The sequence below is a fragment of the Sinomonas atrocyanea genome, from assembly GCF_030812675.1.
GTDB lineage: Bacteria > Actinomycetota > Actinomycetes > Actinomycetales > Micrococcaceae > Sinomonas > Sinomonas atrocyanea_B.
Genome location: NZ_JAUSTE010000001.1, coordinates 1 through 18508, shown reverse-complemented (window position 1 = coordinate 18508; position 18508 = coordinate 1). Strand labels below are relative to the sequence as shown.

Annotated in this window: 15 protein-coding genes and 1 tRNA gene; 9 read left to right on the top strand and 7 right to left on the bottom strand. The window is 71.8% G+C overall.

What is annotated here, in order from left to right; genetic code table 11:
- Positions 1–37 precede the first annotated feature (37 nt).
- From J2W20_RS00080 to J2W20_RS00060, 5 genes are all read left to right on the top strand, one after another.
- A complete protein-coding gene (locus J2W20_RS00080; RefSeq protein ID WP_307003517.1) occupies positions 38–394 on the top strand; it encodes a YraN family protein in 357 nt (118 codons plus the stop codon).
- A complete protein-coding gene (locus J2W20_RS00075; RefSeq protein ID WP_307003515.1) occupies positions 394–1944 on the top strand; it encodes a YifB family Mg chelatase-like AAA ATPase in 1551 nt (516 codons plus the stop codon). Before J2W20_RS00080 ends, J2W20_RS00075 begins: the two co-directional genes overlap by 1 nt.
- On the top strand, positions 1941–3203 hold the full coding sequence (dprA, locus tag J2W20_RS00070) for a DNA-processing protein DprA (RefSeq protein WP_307003513.1): 1263 nt from the start codon (positions 1941–1943) through the stop codon (positions 3201–3203). The genes J2W20_RS00075 and dprA overlap by 4 nt, the downstream gene beginning before the upstream one ends.
- 129 nt (positions 3204–3332) lie before the next feature.
- Entirely contained in the window at positions 3333–4256 is a 924-nt protein-coding gene (locus J2W20_RS00065) for a tyrosine recombinase XerC (RefSeq protein WP_307003512.1), read from the top strand.
- Positions 4257–4457: 201 nt separating this feature from the next.
- Positions 4458–4961, top strand: coding sequence for a DUF3145 domain-containing protein (locus J2W20_RS00060; RefSeq protein ID WP_307003511.1), 504 nt, complete (start codon positions 4458–4460; stop codon positions 4959–4961).
- Positions 4962–5064: 103 nt separating this feature from the next.
- On the opposite strand, the gene fabF is transcribed toward J2W20_RS00060, so the two are convergent.
- From fabF to aceE, 6 genes are all read right to left on the bottom strand, one after another.
- Positions 5065–6300 carry a beta-ketoacyl-ACP synthase II gene (gene fabF / locus J2W20_RS00055; RefSeq protein ID WP_307003510.1) on the bottom strand — a complete coding sequence of 412 codons (1236 nt, stop codon included), beginning with the start codon at positions 6298–6300 and terminating at the stop codon, positions 5065–5067.
- 99 nt (positions 6301–6399) lie between these two features.
- On the bottom strand, positions 6400–6645 hold the full coding sequence (locus J2W20_RS00050) for an acyl carrier protein (RefSeq protein ID WP_066498244.1): 246 nt from the start codon (positions 6643–6645) through the stop codon (positions 6400–6402).
- 101 nt (positions 6646–6746) lie between these two features.
- The gene (locus J2W20_RS00045; RefSeq protein WP_307003504.1) at positions 6747–7808 is read right to left on the bottom strand and encodes a beta-ketoacyl-ACP synthase III; all 1062 of its coding nucleotides are present in this window, start codon (positions 7806–7808) and stop codon (positions 6747–6749) included.
- Positions 7805–8746 (bottom strand): ACP S-malonyltransferase, encoded by a 942-nt coding sequence (locus J2W20_RS00040; RefSeq protein ID WP_307003502.1) that lies wholly within the window; start codon positions 8744–8746, stop codon positions 7805–7807. The genes J2W20_RS00045 and J2W20_RS00040 overlap by 4 nt, the downstream gene beginning before the upstream one ends.
- Before the next feature lie 109 nt (positions 8747–8855).
- Positions 8856–10094, bottom strand: coding sequence for a PucR family transcriptional regulator (locus J2W20_RS00035; RefSeq protein WP_307003501.1), 1239 nt, complete (start codon positions 10092–10094; stop codon positions 8856–8858).
- A 206-nt stretch (positions 10095–10300) separates the two neighbouring features.
- Positions 10301–13042, bottom strand: coding sequence for a pyruvate dehydrogenase (acetyl-transferring), homodimeric type (gene aceE / locus J2W20_RS00030; RefSeq protein ID WP_307003499.1), 2742 nt, complete (start codon positions 13040–13042; stop codon positions 10301–10303).
- 475 nt (positions 13043–13517) lie between these two features.
- Here aceE and J2W20_RS00025 point away from each other — a divergent pair, with 475 nt between their 5' ends.
- From J2W20_RS00025 to gndA, 4 genes are all read left to right on the top strand, one after another.
- The gene (locus J2W20_RS00025; RefSeq protein WP_307003497.1) at positions 13518–13934 is read left to right on the top strand and encodes a DUF3052 domain-containing protein; all 417 of its coding nucleotides are present in this window, start codon (positions 13518–13520) and stop codon (positions 13932–13934) included.
- A 5-nt stretch (positions 13935–13939) separates the two neighbouring features.
- Positions 13940–14422, top strand: coding sequence for a peroxiredoxin (locus J2W20_RS00020; protein ID WP_307004672.1), 483 nt, complete (start codon positions 13940–13942; stop codon positions 14420–14422).
- Between the two features lie 102 nt (positions 14423–14524).
- Positions 14525–14597, top strand: a tRNA-Val gene (locus J2W20_RS00015).
- A 432-nt stretch (positions 14598–15029) separates the two neighbouring features.
- The gene (gndA, locus tag J2W20_RS00010; protein WP_307003496.1) at positions 15030–16469 is read left to right on the top strand and encodes an NADP-dependent phosphogluconate dehydrogenase; all 1440 of its coding nucleotides are present in this window, start codon (positions 15030–15032) and stop codon (positions 16467–16469) included.
- 140 nt (positions 16470–16609) lie between these two features.
- Here the strand turns inward: gndA and J2W20_RS00005 are convergent, their stop codons facing one another.
- Positions 16610–18250, bottom strand: a complete 1641-nt coding sequence (locus tag J2W20_RS00005) for a purple acid phosphatase family protein (RefSeq protein ID WP_307003494.1) — start codon at positions 18248–18250, stop codon at positions 16610–16612.
- Positions 18251–18508: the final 258 nt, after the last annotated feature.

Below are 18508 nucleotides of genomic sequence, written 5' to 3'. Positions count from 1 at the left end.
CGCGCTGCGGCGTCCGCCGCGGCGCGAGTCTGGTCCCATGAGAGCCAAGGACAGACTCGGTCAGCGCGGGGAACGCCTCGCGGAGGAGTATCTGCGGAGGGCCGGTGCGGCCATCCTGGACCGCAACTGGCGGTGCCGGGACGGGGAGCTCGACATCGTCGCCGCCGACGGCGGGTTCCTCGTCGCTGTCGAGGTGAAGGCCCGCCGCTCGTGGGACTACGGGCACCCGTTCGAGGCCATCGACGCCGCCAAGCTGGGACGGCTCGTGCGCCTGCTCGCGGCGTGGGCCGAGGCGCACGGTGTCCGGGCCCGGGCCCGGCGGGTGGACGTCATCGCCGTGACGGGCCCAGACGGCGGGGCGGCCCAGATCGAGCACCTGCGGGGCGTGGCCTGATGGCCGGCGTCGGGCGCGCGCTCGGTGTCGCACTCGTCGGGCTGAACGGCTACCTCGTCGAGGTCGAGGCGGACATCGGCCAGACCCTTCCCAGCTTCGTCCTGCTCGGCCTGCCGGACTCGGCGCTGAGCGAGGCGCGTGAACGGATCCGCAGCGCCGCCAAGAACAGCGGCCTGCCGCTGAGCCGGCGCAAGCTCACCGTGAACCTGATCCCCGCGTCGCTGCCGAAGCGGGGCACGGCCTTCGACTTGGCGATCGCGGTGGCCTCGCTCGCCGCCGCGGGCGACCTGCGGCCCCCTGCGGGCGTCGTCTTCCTCGCCGAGCTGGGCCTCGACGGCAGGCTCCGGCCCGTCCGCGGTGTGCTGCCGGCGGTCATGGCGGCCGTGCGGGGCGGACGGCCCGACGTGGTCGTCGCGGGCGCGAATGCCCGTGAGGCCTCGCTCGTCCCGGGGGCGAGGGTGCATGCCTACGACTCCCTCGGGCAGCTTGCCCTCGACCTCGGTGCCGACCCCGAGGCGGTGGCGGTGCCCGCGCACGAGGACGGCGGGACGGGACCGGAGGCAGACGGCGCCCGGCCGGCGCGCCACGCCCTGGCCGTCCCCGACCTGAGGGACGTCGCGGGCCAGCCCGAGGCGCGTATCGCCGTCGAGGTGGCTGCGGCCGGCGGCCACCACATCATGCTGGTGGGACCGCCCGGGGCGGGCAAGACGATGCTCGCCGAGCGGCTCCCGGGCATCCTGCCCGACCTCGACGACGAGGCCGCCATGGAGGTGACCGCGATCCACTCGCTCTCGGGTGAGCCCGGTACGAGCGAGCTCATCCGCCGGCCGCCGTTCGAGAGCCCGCACCACACTGCGAGCGCTCCGGCGATCGTCGGCGGCGGTTCGGGCATCCCCCGGCCCGGGGCAGCGTCCCGGGCGCACCGCGGCGTCCTCTTCCTCGACGAGGCGCCCGAGTACGAGCGAAGGGTGCTCGACTCCCTCCGCCAGCCGCTCGAGAGCGGCGAACTCGTGATCCATCGGGCCGCGGGCACCGCCGCCTATCCCGCGCGCTTCCAGCTCGTCATCGCGGCGAACCCGTGCCCGTGCGGACAGGGGACGGGCAAGGCGCTCGAGTGCACGTGCACGGCGCAGGCGAAGAGGCGCTACTTCGGCCGCCTCTCGGGCCCGCTGCTGGACAGGGTGGACATCCAGCTGCGCGTGAACAAGGTCTCGGCCCTCGATTTCGGGCAGGTGCCCGTGGGAGAGGCGACGGCGGAGGTCGCCCCGCGCGTCCTCGCGGCCCGTCGCAGGCAGGCGGAGCGGCTGCAGCAGTACGGGCTCGAGACCAACGCGCAGGTGCCCGGCCGCCTGCTGCGGGACCAGCTCCGGCTCGATCCGGGCTCCACCGCTCTGCTGGACCGGGCCATGGTGGCGAACACGCTCACGGCCAGGGGGTTCGACCGAGTCCTCCGGCTCGCCTGGTCCATCGCCGACCTCGCCGGCCTCGAACGGCCAGGAGGCGACGAGGTAGGGCAGGCGCTCCTCCTCAGGCAGGCGGTGGCGGCATGACGGGGGGACAGCAGGCGCGCGGCGGCCGGCCCCAGCAGGCGGGGGGCAGCGGCATGGATCAGGTGCGGGTGGCCCGGGCGGCCCTGTCCCGGCTCTTCGAGCCACTGGATCCTGTGGGGACGCTCCTCGTGGAGGCCTTCGGGCCCGCGGAGGCCCTCAGGATCGCCGCCGGTCGCGCGCCCGCCGAGGAGGTGGGCGCCCTTGCGAGCTCCCTCCAGGGAGCGGCCGGTGCGGACCACGGAGATGCGTCCGGGCCGCGCGCGGCCGCCGCCAGACCCGGCGCGCTCGCCAGCGCGCTCGAGCGGTGGGCGCCGCGGGTGCCGCACCTGGCACCCGAGCGGGACCTCGAGGCGATGGCACGGCTCGGCGGACGGCTGGTGATCCCCGAGGACGCCGAATGGCCAGCCGGGCTCCTCGGACTCGGGGCCGAGGGACCCCTGTGCCTGTGGGTGCGCGGCGACGAGTCGCTCCCGGCAGCGGAGCGCAGTGTGGCCATCGTCGGATCACGGGACGCCACCGGGTACGGGATCTCCGTGGCGGGCGAGCTGGCCAGGGGGATGGCGGACCTCGGGCTGACCGTGGTCAGCGGCGGGGCCTACGGCGTCGACGGGCAGGCGCATCGGGCCGCGCTCACGTCCTGCACGCCCGCGGTCCCCACGGTCGCCGTCATGGCCGGGGGAGTGGACCGCTATTACCCCTCAGGCAACGAGGAACTCCTCCGGGAGGTCGCCCGGCGGGGCCATCTCGTCTCCGAGCTGCCTCCCGGTGCTTCGCCCTCCAAGCACCGCTTCCTTAAGCGCAACCGCCTGATTGCGGCCCTGTCGGCGCTCACCGTGGTGGTCGAGGCCCGGTGGCGGTCCGGGGCGCTGAGCACCGCCCGCCGGGCGGCGGACCTCGGCCGGCTCGTCGCCGCGGTCCCCGGATCGGTGTACAGCGCGAACTCGGCCGGATGCCACCGGCTCCTCCGGGACGGCGCCGCCTGCGTCACCGACGCGAAGGAGGCCTACGAACTGGTGGCGCCGTCGGGGGAAGGACTGACCGAGGACCCGGAGGGGCAGGTCCGCGCCCATGACGGGCTCTCCCTCGTGGACCTCATGGTCCTCGAGGCGCTCCCCGTGCGGCGGGGCGCAGGGGTGGAGAGCCTGGCGGTGGTCGCCGGCCTGAGCGAGGCAGAGGTCCGGGCTGCCCTGGGGCGGCTCTGCCTCGTGGGCCTGTGCGAGCGGTCCGAGGGCGGCTGGAGGCGCAGCAGGAAGGGGTGATTGCACCGATCCGGCTCCGCCGGGCCGCGCTCCGGCCCTGGACCTGCCGCCCCCTGCGCGTGTCGGGCTTGCCGCGGCGTCACGCGCCGCGAAAGATGGAGGAGGCCGGGGCCGGGACAAGGAGGCTGTGTGGGCAGCGACGCGGTGCCTGAGGGGCTGGAGGGGCCCCTGCGGTCGTTCCTGCGCTATCTGGCACTGGAGCGCGGGCGATCAGTCCACACGGTGCGCGCCTACGAATCGGACCTGACCTCGATGCTCGCTTCCGCCGCCGACGATGGCGCGGTGGACCTGCGCGCCGTCGACCTGGCCATGCTGCGCCGCTGGCTCGGCCGCCAGAGTGAGGCCGGGCTCGCGCGCTCGACCCTGGCCCGGCGTTCGGCGGCCGCGCGCTCGTTCCTCTCGTGGGCGGCGCGGGAGGGCCATGTCGATGCTGATCCGGCCATCCGGCTCGCGGCGCCCAAGCGGCAGGCCCACCTCCCCGAGGTCCTGCACCGCGACCAGGCGGAGCGCCTGCTCGGCGACGCCTCGACGGCCGCCGGCGGGGGCGACCCGGTGGCGGTCAGGGACCTCGCGATCGTCGAGCTCCTCTATGCGACCGGGGTACGGGTCGGTGAACTCGTGGCCCTCGACGTCGACGACGCGGACTTCGGCCGTCGGACCGTCCGGGTGCTCGGGAAGGGCAACAAGGAGAGGACCGTCCCGTTCGGGGTCCCTGCCGCAGACGCCCTCACGCGCTGGCTCGGCGCCCGGGCCGCGCTCACGACCAGTGCCAGCGGGGCCGCGCTCTTCCTCGGCGCCCGGGGCGGCCGGCTCGGGCAGCGGCAGGCCCGCGCCGTCGTCGACCGCGCCCTGCGGGGGCTGGGCGACACCTCGGCCAGCGGTCCCCACGCCCTCCGCCACACGGCGGCCACCCACCTCCTCGACGGCGGCGCCGATCTCCGCAGCGTGCAGGAGCTCCTCGGCCACGCGAGCCTCGCGACCACCCAGCTGTACACCCATGTGTCCGTCGAACGGCTCCGGGCAAGCTACCTCGCGTCCCATCCGCGCGCGTAGCCGACGGCCCCACGGGCGGGGCGTACTGGCATCTGGCAGATTCGTCCGGCAGAATGGTCGCGAAGCCCCAGTCGGAGCAGGTCCCGCACCTTGAAGGCGTGGGGCACCTCCGCCCGGAGGGACAACTCAATAGCCATGCATCGCTGGATCCGCCAGCTGACGGTCGTAGGGGAAGACGTACCGACAGCGATGGAGGATGGAATGTCTGCAGTGATGACCCGTGGTCTGCTGTTCGTGCACTCGGCACCGAGCGCGCTGTGCCCGCACGTCGAGTGGGCGATCAGCTCGGTGGTGGACAAGCGGACAGACCTCGACTGGACGGCGCAGCCTGCCGCTCCGGGAATGTTCCGTGCCGAGCTTTCGTGGATCGGCAAGCCGGGGACGGGCGCACACCTCGCCTCGGCCCTCCGGGGCTGGGCGCACCTGCGCTACGAGGTCACCGAGGAGCCGAGCCCGAGCGTGGACGGTGGCCGTTGGTCGCATACCCCGGAGCTCGGGATCTTCCATGCCATGACGGACGTCCACGGCAACATCGTCATCTCGGAGGACCGGATCCGGTACGCCTACGAGTCCGCGGGCGGGGACGCGGCGGCCGTGTACCACGAGCTCTCCCTCGCCCTCGGCGAGGCCTGGGACGAGGAGCTCGAGCCGTTCCGCCACGCAGCCGAGGGCGCGCCCGTCCGCTGGCTGCACCAGGTCGGCTGACCTCCACCAGCCCCGCCTGTCACAGTCCGTTTGAGACGAACAGGGAGGGGCCAGTCTCACGACTGGCCCCTCCCTGTTCGCGCGTCCCGGGCGTGCGCCCGCGTCAGTGGTTCCGGATCACCACGACGGCGTTGTGGCCCCCGAAGCCGAAGGAGTTGCTGAGGGCGACGATGTCCCCCTGGGGCAGCTCACGCGCGGTCGTGACCACATCGAGCGGGATCTCGGGGTCCTGGTGGTCGAGGTTGATCGTGGCCGGGGCGCGGCGCTCCTGCACGGCGAGCACGGTGAGCACTGCCTCGACGGCACCCGAGGCGCCGAGGAGGTGGCCCATCTGCGACTTCGTCGCGGAGACCGCCACATTGTCCACGTGGTTGCCGAGCGCAGCCTTGAGCGCGGTGTACTCGGGCTTGTCGCCAACCGGGGTGGACGTCGCATGGGCGTTGACGTGCACCACGTCCTCCGGCTGGACGCGGGCGTCGAACATCGCGGCCTTCAGGGCGCGGGTGGCACCCAGGCCCTCCGGGTCCGGCGCGGTGATGTGGTAGGCGTCGGCCGTGACAGAGGTGCCCGCGAGCTCGGCGTAGATGCGGGCGCCGCGCGCGAGGGCGTGCTCCTCCGCCTCCAGCACGAGGGCACCGGCGCCCTCGCCCATGACGAATCCGTCCCGGTCGAGGTCGTAGGGCCGCGAGGCGCGCTCGGGGTCGTCGTTGCGCTTGGAGAGGGCCTGCATCGCGGCGAAGGAGGCGAGCGGCATCGGGTGGATCGCAGCCTCTGCGCCGCCGACCATCACCACGTCGGCCTTGCCGGCCCGGATGAGCTCCTGGCCCACCGCCATGGCCTCGGTCCCGGAGGCGCACGCAGAGACGGGCGTGTGGGCGCCGGCCCGCGCGCCGAGGTCGAGGCTGACCGCCGCGGCCACGCCGTTGGGCATCAGCATCGGCACGGTCATGGGTAGGACCCGCCGGGGGCCCTTCTCCTTGAGCGTGTCCCACCCGTTGAGCAGGGTCCAGACGCCGCCGATCCCGGTGGCGAAGGCGACCGCGAGGCGATCGTGGTCGATCTCCTCGATGCCGGAGTCCCGCCAGGCCTCGCGGGCGGCGATCACGCCGTACTGCGTGGAGGGGTCCATCCGCTTCATCTCGACGCGGCTGAGCACCTGGTCGGCGGGGGTGGAGAGCTTGGCGGCGATCTTGACCGGCAGCTCGTACTGCTCGACCCAGTCATCGGTGAGCCTGCGGACGCCGGAGACCCCCTTGAGGGCGTTCTGCCACAGGGTCGGGACGTCGCCGCCGATGGGCGTCGTGGCACCAAGGCCGGTCACAACAACTTTGCGCGCCATGCTTCGCTACTTTCGTGGTGCAGGAGGAGGCCAGAGTGCTCTGGCCTCGTCAACAGGAGGCGGCCGGCGCGGTGCGCCGGCCGCCGGGGCGCGAGGCCCTTAGGCCTGGGCCTTGGCGATGAAGTCGACGGCGTCGCCAACCGTGGTGAGGTTCTTGACCTCCTCGTCGGGGATGCGGACGCCGAACTTCTCCTCGGCGTTGACCACGATGGTCATCATCGAGATCGAGTCGATGTCGAGGTCATCGGTGAACGACTTGTCGAGCTGGACGGCGTCGGTGGCGAGCCCCGTCTCCTCGTTGACGATCTCGGCCAGACCGGCGAGGATCTCTTCGTTGGTTGCCATGTCGGCTCCTTTTCTCGGTTCCCGGCGGTCCGCCGGATCAGGGTTCCAGCCGCTGTGCGCGGCCTGGTCTCAGCGCGGCCCGTGTGGGCAGCGCCGTGGTCTCAGGGGAGGACGATGACTTGGGCGCCGAAGACGAGGCCTGCGCCGAAGCCGATCTGGAGGGCCAGCTTGCCGTGGAGGTCGGGGTGCTCCTCGAGCAGCCGCACCGTGGCGAGCGGGATCGAGGCCGCGGAGGTGTTCCCGGACTCGGCGATGTCGCGGCCCACGATGACCGTCTCGGGCAGCTTGAGCTGCTTGACCATCTCGTCGATGATGCGCATGTTCGCCTGGTGCGGGATGAATGCGGCGAGGTCCTCCGGCTCGATCCCGGCGGCGTCGAGGGCACGCCGGGCCACCTTCGCCATCTCCCACACGGCCCAGCGGAAGACGCTCTGGCCGTCCTGGCGCAGGGTCGGCCAGATCTTCGCCTCGGTGCCCAGCACGGCCGCGGCGTTGCTCGCGCCATTGTGCTCGGCCTCGTCGGAGAGGTCACGGATGTCGAGGAGCGAGTGGGTCATGCCGATGACGTTCCACTTGCTGCCGTCGGAGCCCCACACGGACGGTCCGATGCCGGGGGTGTCGGAGGGGCCGATCACCACGGCGCCCGCGCCGTCGCCGAGCAGGAAGGAGATGCTGCGCTCCGTGTTGTCGATGAAGTCGCTGAGCTTCTCGGCGCCGACCACGAGCACGTAGTCCGCCGCTCCGGACCGCACGAGCGCGTCGCCCTGGGCGATGCCGTAGCAGTAGCCGGCGCAGGCGGCCGAGATGTCGTAGGCGGGGGCCGGAGTGGCCCCGAGGCGGTCCGCGAGGGCCGCGGCCGCCGACGGCGTGGCGTACGGGTGGGACACCGTCGAGATGATGACGGCGCCGAGCTGGCTCGCCTCGATGCCGGCCGAGGCGAGGGCCTCGCGGGACGCGCCCTCCGCCATGTCCAGGACGCTGACGTCCTCGGGGGCGCGGCGGCGGGTCACGATGCCGGTGCGCTGGCGGATCCACTCGTCGGAGGAGTCGATCCACTGGCAGACGTCGTCATTGGTGACAACAACCGAGGGGCGGTAGCCGCCGATGCCGAGGATGCGCGAGTGCGCGTGGGTCTCGGCCTGCTTGAGGGTAGGGGTGCTCACACGGTCTCCTTGTCGCTGCTCGCGTCGGCGGCGAACAGCTCGAGAGCCGCGTCGACGTCGGAGGGGCCCTTCACGGCCACGGTCTTGATGCCGGGCATGCCCCGCTTCGCCAGGCCCACGAGCGTTCCGGCGGGGGCGAGCTCGATCACGCCGGTCACGCCGCGCGCGGCGAGCGTCTCCATGCACAGGTCCCAGCGGACCGGGCGGGAGACCTGGGCGATGAGGCTCTCGAGCGCGGACTCGCCCGAGGCGACCTCCGCGCCGTCGTAGTTCGAGAGCAGGGGGACGGCCGGGTCGCTCACGGCCAGTTCCGGCCGGAGTGCCTCGAGGTCCGCCACGGCCGAGGCCATGTGCTGCGTGTGGAAGGCCCCGGCGACCTTGAGCGGGATGACCCGGGCCTTGGCCGGCGGGTTGTCCGCGAGCTGCTTGAGGGCCTCGAACGTGCCCGCGGCCACGATCTGGCCGCCGCCATTGACGTTGGCCGGTTCGGCGCCGGCGGCCTCGATGGCCGCGAGGACCTCGTCGCGGTCTCCGCCCACGACGGCGCTCATGCCGGTCGGGGTTACGGCGGCCGCCTTGGCCATGCCACGGGCGCGGACGCCGACGAAGCGCATGGCATCCTCGGCGCTGAGCACGCCGGCCAGCGCCGAGGCGGTGATCTCGCCGACCGAGTGCCCCGCGAGCACGACCGGGAGGTCGGAGAGCTCGGCGTCGAACATCGCCTCGGCCGCGACGATGCCGGCGGCCACGATGAGCGGCTGGGCGACGGCCGTGTCCTTGATCGTCTCCTCGTCCGAGGTCGTCCCGTGCGCCACGAGATCGAGGCCCACCACCTCGCCGAGGGCCCCGAGGCGGTCGGCAACGGAGGGCAGCTCGAGCCAGGGGGCCAGGAAGCCGGGCGTCTGGGAGCCCTGTCCAGGGCAGACAATTGCTAGCACGTAACCAAGCTTTCCAAATCGGGGATGCTCTGAGTGGGGAGAGCGCGCACGAAGCTCCTCCATGCGGTTTGTGGGAAGTCTACAACGTGCCCCGGGCGCGGACCCCGCATCAGGAGCGCTGCGGATGCCGCTCGGGGCCCGGTTTCGGGGCAGCGGCGAGGCGTCCCACAACGAGCGCGGTCTGCAGCACGAAGGCCTCGCGGGGCAGGAGCGGGTCCCACCCGGTGACGTCGCAGACCCGGCGCAGCCGGTAGCGGACGGTGTTCGCGTGGACGAAGAGCTCCCTGGCCGTCGCCTCGAGCGAGTGGCCGAGCTCGAAGTAGGCGCTGAGGGTCTCGACCAGTCCATTCGAGGCGGCCACGAGTGGGCGGTAGATCTTCTGGACGAGCGCCCGGCGGGCGGCGTCGTCACCCGCCGCCACCCGTTCGGGTAGCAGGTCGTCCGCCGAGACGGGCCGCGGGGCGTTGGGCCAGGCCCGGGCGGCCGAGAGGCCCGCGAAGGCCGCCTGCGCGGAGGTGCTCGCCTCGGGCAGGGTGGCAGCCTCGGGCCCGTACACCACGGGGCCGGGGGCGAAGAGCTCGGCGAGCCGCGCCAGGGCCGTGGCCGGCTCCTGGAGGCCACCGAGGATGAGGATCAGGCGGTCGCCCTGGATGCCGACCAGCGCATCCTGCGCGTGCCTCCCCGCGATCCGCCGCAGCTCGCCCACGTAGGTTGGGCTCGGCTCCAGCGGGGAGGACCCCACCATGACCGTGAAGCGCTCCTGGGCCTTCCACCCGAGCGCCGCGATGCGGGACCGCAGGGCGTCGGTGTTCTCGCCGCGCAGGATCGCGTCCACGATGAGGGCCTCGAGGCGGGTGTCCCACGAGCCGCGGGTCTCGGCGGCCCGCGCGTACACGTCCGCTGCCGCGAAGGCGACCTCGCGGGAGTAGCGCAGCACGGCCTCCCGCAGCGCGGGCTGGTCCTCCTCGGGGGCGAGGTGCGGCACCTGGTCCTCGACCGTCTCGACGACGATCCGGATCAGCTGGAGTGCCTTCTGCAGGCTGATGGACCGTGTGAGCTCCGTCGGGGCCGTGCCGAACACGTCGGAGAGGATCCAGGTCGGCAGGGTGGGGCGCTCGTACCAGGTGACGAACGCCGCGATCCCGTTCTGGGCGACGAGTCCGAGCGCGGAGCGTTCGTCGGCGCTCAGCCGGGTGTACCACGGCAGGGACCGCTCGAGCTCGCGCATCGTGCTCGTGGACAGCTGGCCCACATTGGCCCGCAGCTTCTTGACCGTCTCGGCCTTGGCCGGCGAGATGGTCAGCTTCCCGTTCGGCGGGATGGCGGAGGGGTGCTGCGGCTGGGGCATGTGAAGAGCATAGCGAGCACTCAGGTGGGGGCCAGTTTTGTGTGAAGGCTACAAGGGCCCGTGCCCGGTGCCACAGGCAGGAGCGGCCCGGGCGCGCCTCCACGGCACCGGTCACGCACGACGGCGGCCCTCCCCGGGAGTGGGGAGGGCCGCCGTCGTGCGGTGGTCGCCTGCAGGCGGCCGAAGCGCGCCGGGAGCGCTGCGGGCTAGCTCTCGCCGCCGGCGTTGCCCGTGGTGCCCGCGTTCACATCGAGCAGGCGGTACCGCTCGAACGCCTGGCGCGGCGCGTCGGCGTCGACCTCGCCGCGGCGGGCGAGCATCTGCAGCGCCCGCACCACCACGGAGTGTGCGTCGATGTGGAAGTACCGCCGCGCGGCCGCACGGGTGTCGGCGAAGCCGAAGTCGTCGGCGCCGAGGGTCGCGAACTCGTTCGGGAGGAACTGGCGGATCTGGTCCGGCACGGCCTTCATGTAGTCGGTGACGGCCACGATCGGCCCCGTCGCCCCGGCGAGCTGCTGGGTGACGAACGGGACCCGGGGCTCCTCCTCCGGGTGGAGGAAGGCCTGCTGCTCGGCGGCGAGGCCGTCGCGGCGCAGTTCGGTCCAGCTCGTCACGCTCCACACGTCGGCGGAGACGCCCCACTCGTCTGCGAGGATCTGCTGGGCCTCGAGCGCCCAGGGCACCGAGACGCCGGAGGCGAGCAGCTGCGTGCGCGGTCCGTCGATCTTCGCCGGCGCCAGCAGGTAGATGCCGTTGAGGAGGCCCTCGACGTCGAGCTCGTCGGGCTCGGCCGGCTGGACGATCGGCTCGTTGTAGACCGTGAGGTAGTACATGACGTTCGGCTGCGGGTGCTTGCCGCCGTACATGCGCTCGAGCCCGGCCTTGACGATGTGGCCTATCTCATAGCCGTAGGCCGGGTCGTAGGTGACGACGGCCGGGTTGGTCGAGGCGAGCAGGGGGGAGTGCCCGTCGGCGTGCTGCGTGCCCTCGCCGGTGAGCGTGGTGCGGCCGGCGGTGGCGCCGATGATGAAGCCCCGGGCCATCTGGTCCGCCGCTGCCCAGATCCCGTCGCCGGTGCGCTGGAAGCCGAACATCGAGTAGAAGACGTAGACCGGCACGAGCGTCTTGCCGTGGGTCGCGTAGGACGTCCCCGCCGCGGTGAAGGCCGCGATCGAGCCGGCCTCGTTGATCCCGGCGTGCAGGATCTGGCCCTCGGGCGCCTCCTTGTAGGCCAGGACGAGGTCGCGGTCCACCGAGAGGTAGTTCTGGCCCTTGGGGTTGTAGATCTTCGCCGTGGGGAAGAACGCGTCCATGCCGAAGGTGCGCGCCTCGTCCGGGACGATCGGCACGATCCGCTTGCCGAACTCCTTGTCCCGCATGAGGTCCTTGAGCAGGCGGACGAACGCCATGGTCGTGGCGGCCTGCTGCTTGCCGGAGCCGCGCTTGGCGACCTCGAACGACTTCTCCGCCGGCAGCGTGATGCCCTCGTGGGGGTCGCGCCGCTCGGGCAGGAAGCCGCCGAGGGCCCTGCGGCGCTCCATCATGTACTGGATCTCGGGGGAGTCCTGCCCGGGGTGGTAGTACGGGGGCTCGTAGGGGTTGGCCTCGAGCTGCTCGTCCGAGATGGGGATGCGCAGGTGGTCGCGGAAGTCCTTGAGGTCTCCCAGCGTCATCTTCTTCATCTGGTGGGTCGCGTTGCGCCCCTCGAAGTGCGGGCCCAGGCCGTAGCCCTTGACCGTCATCGCCAGGATGACCGTGGGCTTGCCCTTGAACTCGGTGGCCGCCTTGTAGGCCGCGTAGACCTTCCAGTAGTCGTGGCCGCCGCGCTTGAGGTTCCAGATCTGCTCGTCCGTGTAGTCGGCCACGAGCTCCTTGGTCTCCGGCGTCTTGCCGAAGAAGTGGTCGCGGACGAACCCGCCGGACTCGGCCTTGTAGGTCTGGTAGTCGCCGTCGAGCGTCTCGTTCATGATCTTGACGAGCTGGTTGTTGTCGTCGTGGGCGAGCAGCGAGTCCCACTCGCGGCCCCAGATGACCTTGATGACGTTCCAGCCGGCGCCGCGGAAGAAGGCCTCGAGCTCCTGGATGATCTTGCCGTTGCCGCGCACCGGCCCGTCGAGCCGCTGGAGGTTGCAGTTGACCACGAACGTGAGGTTGTCCAGGTTCTCGTTCGCGGCGAGCTGGAGCAGGCCGCGGGACTCGGGCTCGTCCATCTCCCCGTCGCCGAGGAAGGCCCACACGTGCTGGTCCGAGGTGTCCTTGATCCCGCGGTTGTGGAGGTAGCGGTTGGTCTGCGCCTGGTAGATCGCGTTCATGGGGCCGATGCCCATGGACACGGTCGGGAACTCCCAGAACTCCGGCATCATCCGCGGGTGCGGGTACGAGGAGAGGGCATGGCCCTCCTTGGACTTCTCCTGGCGGAACCCGTCGAGGTCCTCCTCGGACAGGCGGCCCTCCATGAACGCCCGGGCGTACATGCCGGGGGAGGCGTGGCCCTGGAAGAAGACCTGGTCGCCGCCGCCGGGGTGGTCCTTGCCGCGGAAGAAGTGGTTGAAGCCGACCTCGTACAGCGTGGCCGCGCCGGCGTAGGTCGAGATGTGGCCGCCGACCCCGATGCCGGGGCGCTGGGCCCGGTGGACCATGATCGCGGCGTTCCAGCGCATGTATGCGCGGTAGCGGCGCTCGAACTCCTCATTGCCCGGGTACTCGGGCTCCTGGTCGGCCGGAATGGTGTTCACGAAGTCCGTGGTGGTGACCATGGGGACTCCGACACTGCGCGAACCGGCCCGCTGCAGGAGGCTGCGCATGATGTACTGCGCGCGCTCGGTGCCGTGCTCCTCGATCAGGGAGTCGAGGGACTCAACCCATTCGGCGGTCTCTTCGGGATCGCGGTCCGGCAGCTGATTCGTCAGGCCGCTGAGGATGTGCGAGGTTTCCTCTCCTACAGACACGTCCAAACCTCTCTTCGAGCCCGTAGGGCCGGAGCTGGTGGCAGCCGGATGCGGGCAGTCTCGTCGCGGTGCCCTGTGCGTGCAGGGCCGTTGGTACTGTGAGCGCCGCGCGGCCCGAGGGGTCTGCCGGGCGGTGGGCACTCAGATGCCACTCTAGCCGCGCGCGGGAAGGGACCGTTAGCCGGCGGCGGCGCCGCCCGTTCATCTTCGCGCCGGCAGGGACGCGCGCCGGGCGGCGGGCGCCCTGCGGACCCCCAGTCCCCTCGCGGTCCGCGGACTCCGAAGCGGCCCTGAACGGGCGCGACGGGCCCGGCGGGGCGCGCCTCCGCAGGGCGCGTGCTTGAAGCTGGGGGCCAAACGTAGTTGGCTTATAGCTACGGCAGGGCTGTGTGCTGCGCCGCATCCGGTGGATGCGGCCCGCGCCGCCTGCCGGGACAGTGCCGAAGTGCACAGCGAAAGACGAGGAGGAGACGACGTGGGCGAGACCGACACCGCCGCGGGCAGCAATGTGGCGGCGCGATTGGGTTTCAAGGACGGTGACCTGATCCAGGAGTTCGGCTACGACGAGGACGTGGACTTCGGTCTGCGGGAGGCGATCGAGGAGCAGGTCGGCTCCGACCTCCTCGATGAGGAGGACCACGACGTCGTCGACGGCGTGATCATCTGGTGGCGCGAGGACGACGGCGATCTCGTCGACATGCTCATGGACGCGCAGACCACCCTCAACGAGGCCGGCGTCGTCTGGCTCCTCACCCCCAAGCAGGGCCGGGACGGACACGTGCGCCCCGTCGAGGTGCAGGAGTCGGCGCCGACGGCGGGCCTGCATGCCACCTCGTCCGTGGGGGTCTCGAAGGACTGGAGCGCCACGCGCCTGGTCCGCAAGAAGCAGTGACCGCCATGGGGGGAACCGCGCCGACGGTAGGCGAGGGGGCGCCCGACTTCGAGCTGCCCAACCAGTACGGGGAGCCCGTCCGGCTCTCGTCGTTCCTCGGCCGTCCCGTGGTCGTGATCTTCTTCCCCTTCGCCTTCTCCGGAATCTGCACGGGAGAGCTCTGCGAGGTGCGGGAGGGCTGGGACGCCTTCGCCGATGTCGACTGCGAGGTCCTCGCGATCTCCGTGGACAGCAAGTTCGCCCAGAGGGCGTACGCGGCAGCCGAGGGCTATGAGTTCTCGCTCCTGGCCGACTTCTGGCCGCACGGCGAGGTCGCGCGTCGCTACGGCGTCTTCGACGAGCGGGACGGCATGGCCCTGAGGGGCACCTTCATCATGGATGCCGAGGGCGTGGTGCGCTACCGGGTCATCAATCCCCGGGGCCAGGCCCGCGACATCGCCGAGTACCGCCGGGCGCTCGCCCAGATCACGGGCACGGGCGCTCCGTAGGGCGCAGGGTCCCGGCGACCGGAGCGCCCGCCCGCGGTTCGCGGCTCCCCGGCCTCTGCGGTACTGTTGAACCCCGTCGGGCCGCGGAGCGGTCCGTCTCAAGGGTCTTTAGCTCAGCTGGTAGAGCGCCACGCTTACACCGTGGATGTCATCGGTTCGATCCCGGTAGGACCCACCCTCATTCGACCCATCTTCATTCCGCGACGCGCAGCGTCGCGTCGTCCCCGCGCCGCAACCGACGCCCTGAGGGTCCCCTGCCTCCAGACCTCGGCACTCCGCAAAGGACGTCCGGGCATGGAACGAGCCTCCCGCCGCGGCCATTGGGGGGGTTGCCGCGACGGGAGGCTCTGCAGACGAATATAGGACCAATCCCCGGCGAATTCAAAACAGATGAGCAGAAAGCTCTCCCGGTGCGGCGTCCCGCCGCCGCCCCCGGGCCGGCACGCTGGCCTGCGCCTGGCAGCCGTCTGGCGATCGTCCGGCTGGCACGGACTGGCAATCGCTTGCCAAAAGTGAGGCGCACCGAAATACGATGTCAAACGGAAGTCAGGATCCCGTGCCTCAACTAGCCTTGGTCCTTGAGACCCCACGAAGAGACGGAGAGTACATGTCTGCACAGATCGGCGTCACCGGCCTTGCGGTGATGGGCGCCAACCTCGCCCGCAACCTCGCCCGCAACGGCTTCACCGTCGCGCTGCACAACCGGTCCGTCGAGAAGACGGACACCCTGCTGGCCAAGCACGGCGACGAGGGCGAGTTCGTGCGCACCGAGACGCTCCAGGAACTCGTGGACGCCCTCGAGAAGCCCCGCCGGGTGCTCATCATGGTCAAGGCCGGTGCTCCCGTGGACGCGGTCGTCGACCAGCTCGTGCCGCTCCTCGAGGAGGGGGACATCGTCATCGACGGCGGCAACTCCCACTACCAGGACACGAGGCGCCGGGAGGCCGCCCTCGCCGAGAAGGGACTCCACTTCGTGGGCGTGGGCGTCTCCGGCGGCGAGGAGGGCGCGCTCAACGGCCCCTCCATCATGCCCGGGGGCTCCAAGGAGTCCTACGATGCGCTCGGCCCCCTCCTCGAGAAGATCTCGGCGAAGGCCGACGACGGCGCCCCCTGCTGCGCGTGGATCGGCACCGACGGCGCCGGCCACTTCGTGAAGATGGTGCACAACGGCATCGAGTACGCCGACATGCAGGTCATCGGCGAGGCGTACAGCCTCCTCCGCGGTGCCGCCGGCATCGAGCCGGCCGAGCAGGCCGCCATCTTCGAGGAGTGGAACCAGGGCGAGCTCTCGTCCTTCCTCATCGAGATCACCGCCCAGGTGCTCGGGCACGTGGATGCGAAGACCGGCAAGCCGTTCGTCGACGTGGTCGTGGATGCGGCCGGCCAGAAGGGGACTGGCCGCTGGACCGTCCAGTCGGCGCTCGACCTCGGATCGCCCGTCTCGGGCATCGCCGAGTCCGTCTTCGCCCGCGGGATCTCCTCGCAGGCGGCCCAGCGGGAGATCGCCCAGACGACCCTCGCCGGGCACGAGGCCGAGGTCGCCCTCCCGGAGGACTTCGTCGAGGACATCCGCCAGGCGCTCTACGCGTCGAAGCTCGTCTCCTACGCGCAGGGGCTCGACATGCTCACCAGCGCCGCCAAGGAGTACGGCTGGGACCTCAAGCTGGACGAGATCGCGTCGCTGTGGCGCGCGGGCTGCATCATCCGCGCCGACCTGCTCAAGGTCATCATGGAGGCCTACAAGGGCGACCAGGCGCCGGCGAACCTCCTCTTCGCCCCCGCCTTCGTGGAGTCCGTGGGGAAGGCCGTCCCGGCCTGGCGGCGTGTCGTGGCCACGGCCGTCCAGCTCGGCATCCCCGTCCCGGTCTTCTCGTCCTCGCTGGCCTACTACGACGCGCTGCGGGCCAAGCGCCTCCCCGCCGCCGTGATCCAGGGCCAGCGCGACCTCTTCGGAGCGCACACGTACCGGCGTGTGGACGCCGAGGGCACCTTCCACACCCTCTGGGGCGAGGACCGGTCCGAGATCTCGGCCGTCGACACCCACTGAGGCACCCAGCCCAACAGATCCAGGAGCCACCTTCTGGGGGTCACCTTCCGGGGGTCACCTCCGGGAGCACGACGGCGCCGCCCACCCTACGAGGTGGGCGGCGCCGTCGTGCGTGGAACGGCCGTGCGGCCGCCTGGCCGTCAGCCCTGCTGGCCCTGCTTGCCTTGCTGTCCCGGCCGGCCGGACGGCTGGCCGGAATCGGAGCGCGGGCGGCGCAGCGTGAACGTCTCGAAGGCCTCGAGGCCGCCGCCGACGCCGGTGACGTTGTAGTAGGTGACGGTCATCGTGGTGTCCCCGCCGGGCCTGCCCGGATCGACCTCGAAGGCGCCGAAGCCGTACGAGTTTGCGGCGTCGCGGGCGGCGGACCATGCCGCCGGCTCGTGGACGTACACGGGGACGCGGTGATGCGTCGTCGGGCTCGGCTGGTCCGAGACCGAGACGATCACCCGGCACTCGGGCGGGGTGAACAGGAGCTGGTTGGACGGCGCGGACGTCCCGCCGCCGCCCAGGATCATGTGCACGGTGCCCCGGGTCGTGTCGATCGTCCGCGTGTCCGTCGCGGCAGGCAGCGGGGTCAGCGTCTGGTTCGCCTCGTGGCCGCGGATGGGGTGCGAGCGCTCGTAGTGGTGCTCATGCCCGCACACCACGAGGTCGACTCCGTACCTGTCGAACAGCGGCACCCACTCCTGGCGGATGCCCAGGTCGGCGCCGTTGAAGTTGTTGGCAGTGCTGATGGCCACCTGGTGCATGCACACCACGATCCAGTCGATCTCGCGGCTCGACCGGGCCGCGGAGAGCTCCTTCTCGAGCCAGGCCTTCTGCGCGCCGCCCGAGTAGCCGCGCACATACGAGTCGCCGCCGTCCTGGTAGCACACGTCGTCATTCGCGATCGAGATGACCCGCACGGCGCCGGCCGTGAAGCTGTACCAGAGCCCGCGCGTCACCTCGGTCTGGCCCGCGGCCTCGGGGACCTCGAAGTAGGTCTGGTACGCGGCGTAGCCGATGGGGCCGTTGCCCAGCTCGTTCTCGTGGTTCCCCGCCGAGGGCATCCACGGCCGGTTCCGGGCACTGCGGGAGTTGTTGGCCCAGAAGTCCCACCACGAACGGATCCTGTCCGTCGCGAGGTTCGCATAGCAGAGGTCGCCGTTGAAGAGATGGAACATGGGTTGGACCCGCTCGACGCCGCCGGTCGTGTCGCCCGCGGCGGGGGAGCCGAGGTTGTCGTTGGCCCACGCGGTGCCCAGCTTCCTGCCGAGCGTCGGGGTCCCCTGGTCGCCGAAGCTCGTGAAGGTCACGCGCGCGCGGCCGTGGGGCGCGGTGGTGAAGGTGCCGAACTGCGGCGCCGCTCCGTCATGGACCGCCGCGTAGAGGTAGCCCGTCTGTCCGGCCAGGCCGGTCAGGACTGCGTGGTGCGCGTACACGGTCCGGCCGGACTTCGCGTCGACGTAGCTCCGGGTCTCCGCCGCCACCGCCTTGGCGAATGTGCCATGCCCGTCGCCCAGGACCACGCGGGCGTCCCGCACCGGCTGGAGCGTGTGCCACGAGACCACCATCTCGCTCGAGGCATCCGAACCGAACTGGAGGTGGAGGCCGTCGACCGTCGGCACGGCCGTGGGATCCGTCGCCGAGAGCGAGCCGGGCAGGTCCCTGCTGGACGCCGGGCGTCCGGGGGCCGCGTCTGCGGGGGCGGCGAAGGCCACGCTGCCGGCGGCGGCCGCGAGCCCGGCGCCCAGGAGCAGGCGCCGGCGGGTGACGGGGGAGTTCTCTGGGGGGTTCGTCATGGGCCGAGCATGCCGCGCCCGCGTGCGGTCCGGGCCAACCGGGCGTTAACGGCCGGTGGACGTTGCGGGACGATCCCGGACGACGACGGCGCCGCACCCCGCGCGGGGGAGCGGCGCCGTCGTGCGTGGTCCCGGCCGTCCGGCCGGGCCGGACAGACGGGGACTAGACGGTATGGAGTGGCCGCCTTAGTGGGTGGTTGCGGGCCGGGGCCTCGCTCACGCAGATTCGTGGGTTACCGGACAGAAGTCCCTGCCCGG

Coding starts and splice junctions, on each gene's coding strand:
- gndA (WP_307003496.1), top strand. CDS start 15,030: ATGTCTGCACAGATCGGCGTCACCGGCCTTGCGGTGATGGGCGCCAAC.
- J2W20_RS00020 (WP_307004672.1), top strand. CDS start 13,940: ATGGGGGGAACCGCGCCGACGGTAGGCGAGGGGGCGCCCGACTTCGAG.
- J2W20_RS00035 (WP_307003501.1), bottom strand. CDS start 10,094: ATGCCCCAGCCGCAGCACCCCTCCGCCATCCCGCCGAACGGGAAGCTG.
- fabF (WP_307003510.1), bottom strand. CDS start 6,300: ATGGCGCGCAAAGTTGTTGTGACCGGCCTTGGTGCCACGACGCCCATC.
- J2W20_RS00080 (WP_307003517.1), top strand. CDS start 38: ATGAGAGCCAAGGACAGACTCGGTCAGCGCGGGGAACGCCTCGCGGAG.
- J2W20_RS00005 (WP_307003494.1), bottom strand. CDS start 18,250: ATGACGAACCCCCCAGAGAACTCCCCCGTCACCCGCCGGCGCCTGCTC.
- dprA (WP_307003513.1), top strand. CDS start 1,941: ATGACGGGGGGACAGCAGGCGCGCGGCGGCCGGCCCCAGCAGGCGGGG.
- J2W20_RS00075 (WP_307003515.1), top strand. CDS start 394: ATGGCCGGCGTCGGGCGCGCGCTCGGTGTCGCACTCGTCGGGCTGAAC.
- J2W20_RS00050 (WP_066498244.1), bottom strand. CDS start 6,645: ATGGCAACCAACGAAGAGATCCTCGCCGGTCTGGCCGAGATCGTCAAC.
- J2W20_RS00060 (WP_307003511.1), top strand. CDS start 4,458: ATGTCTGCAGTGATGACCCGTGGTCTGCTGTTCGTGCACTCGGCACCG.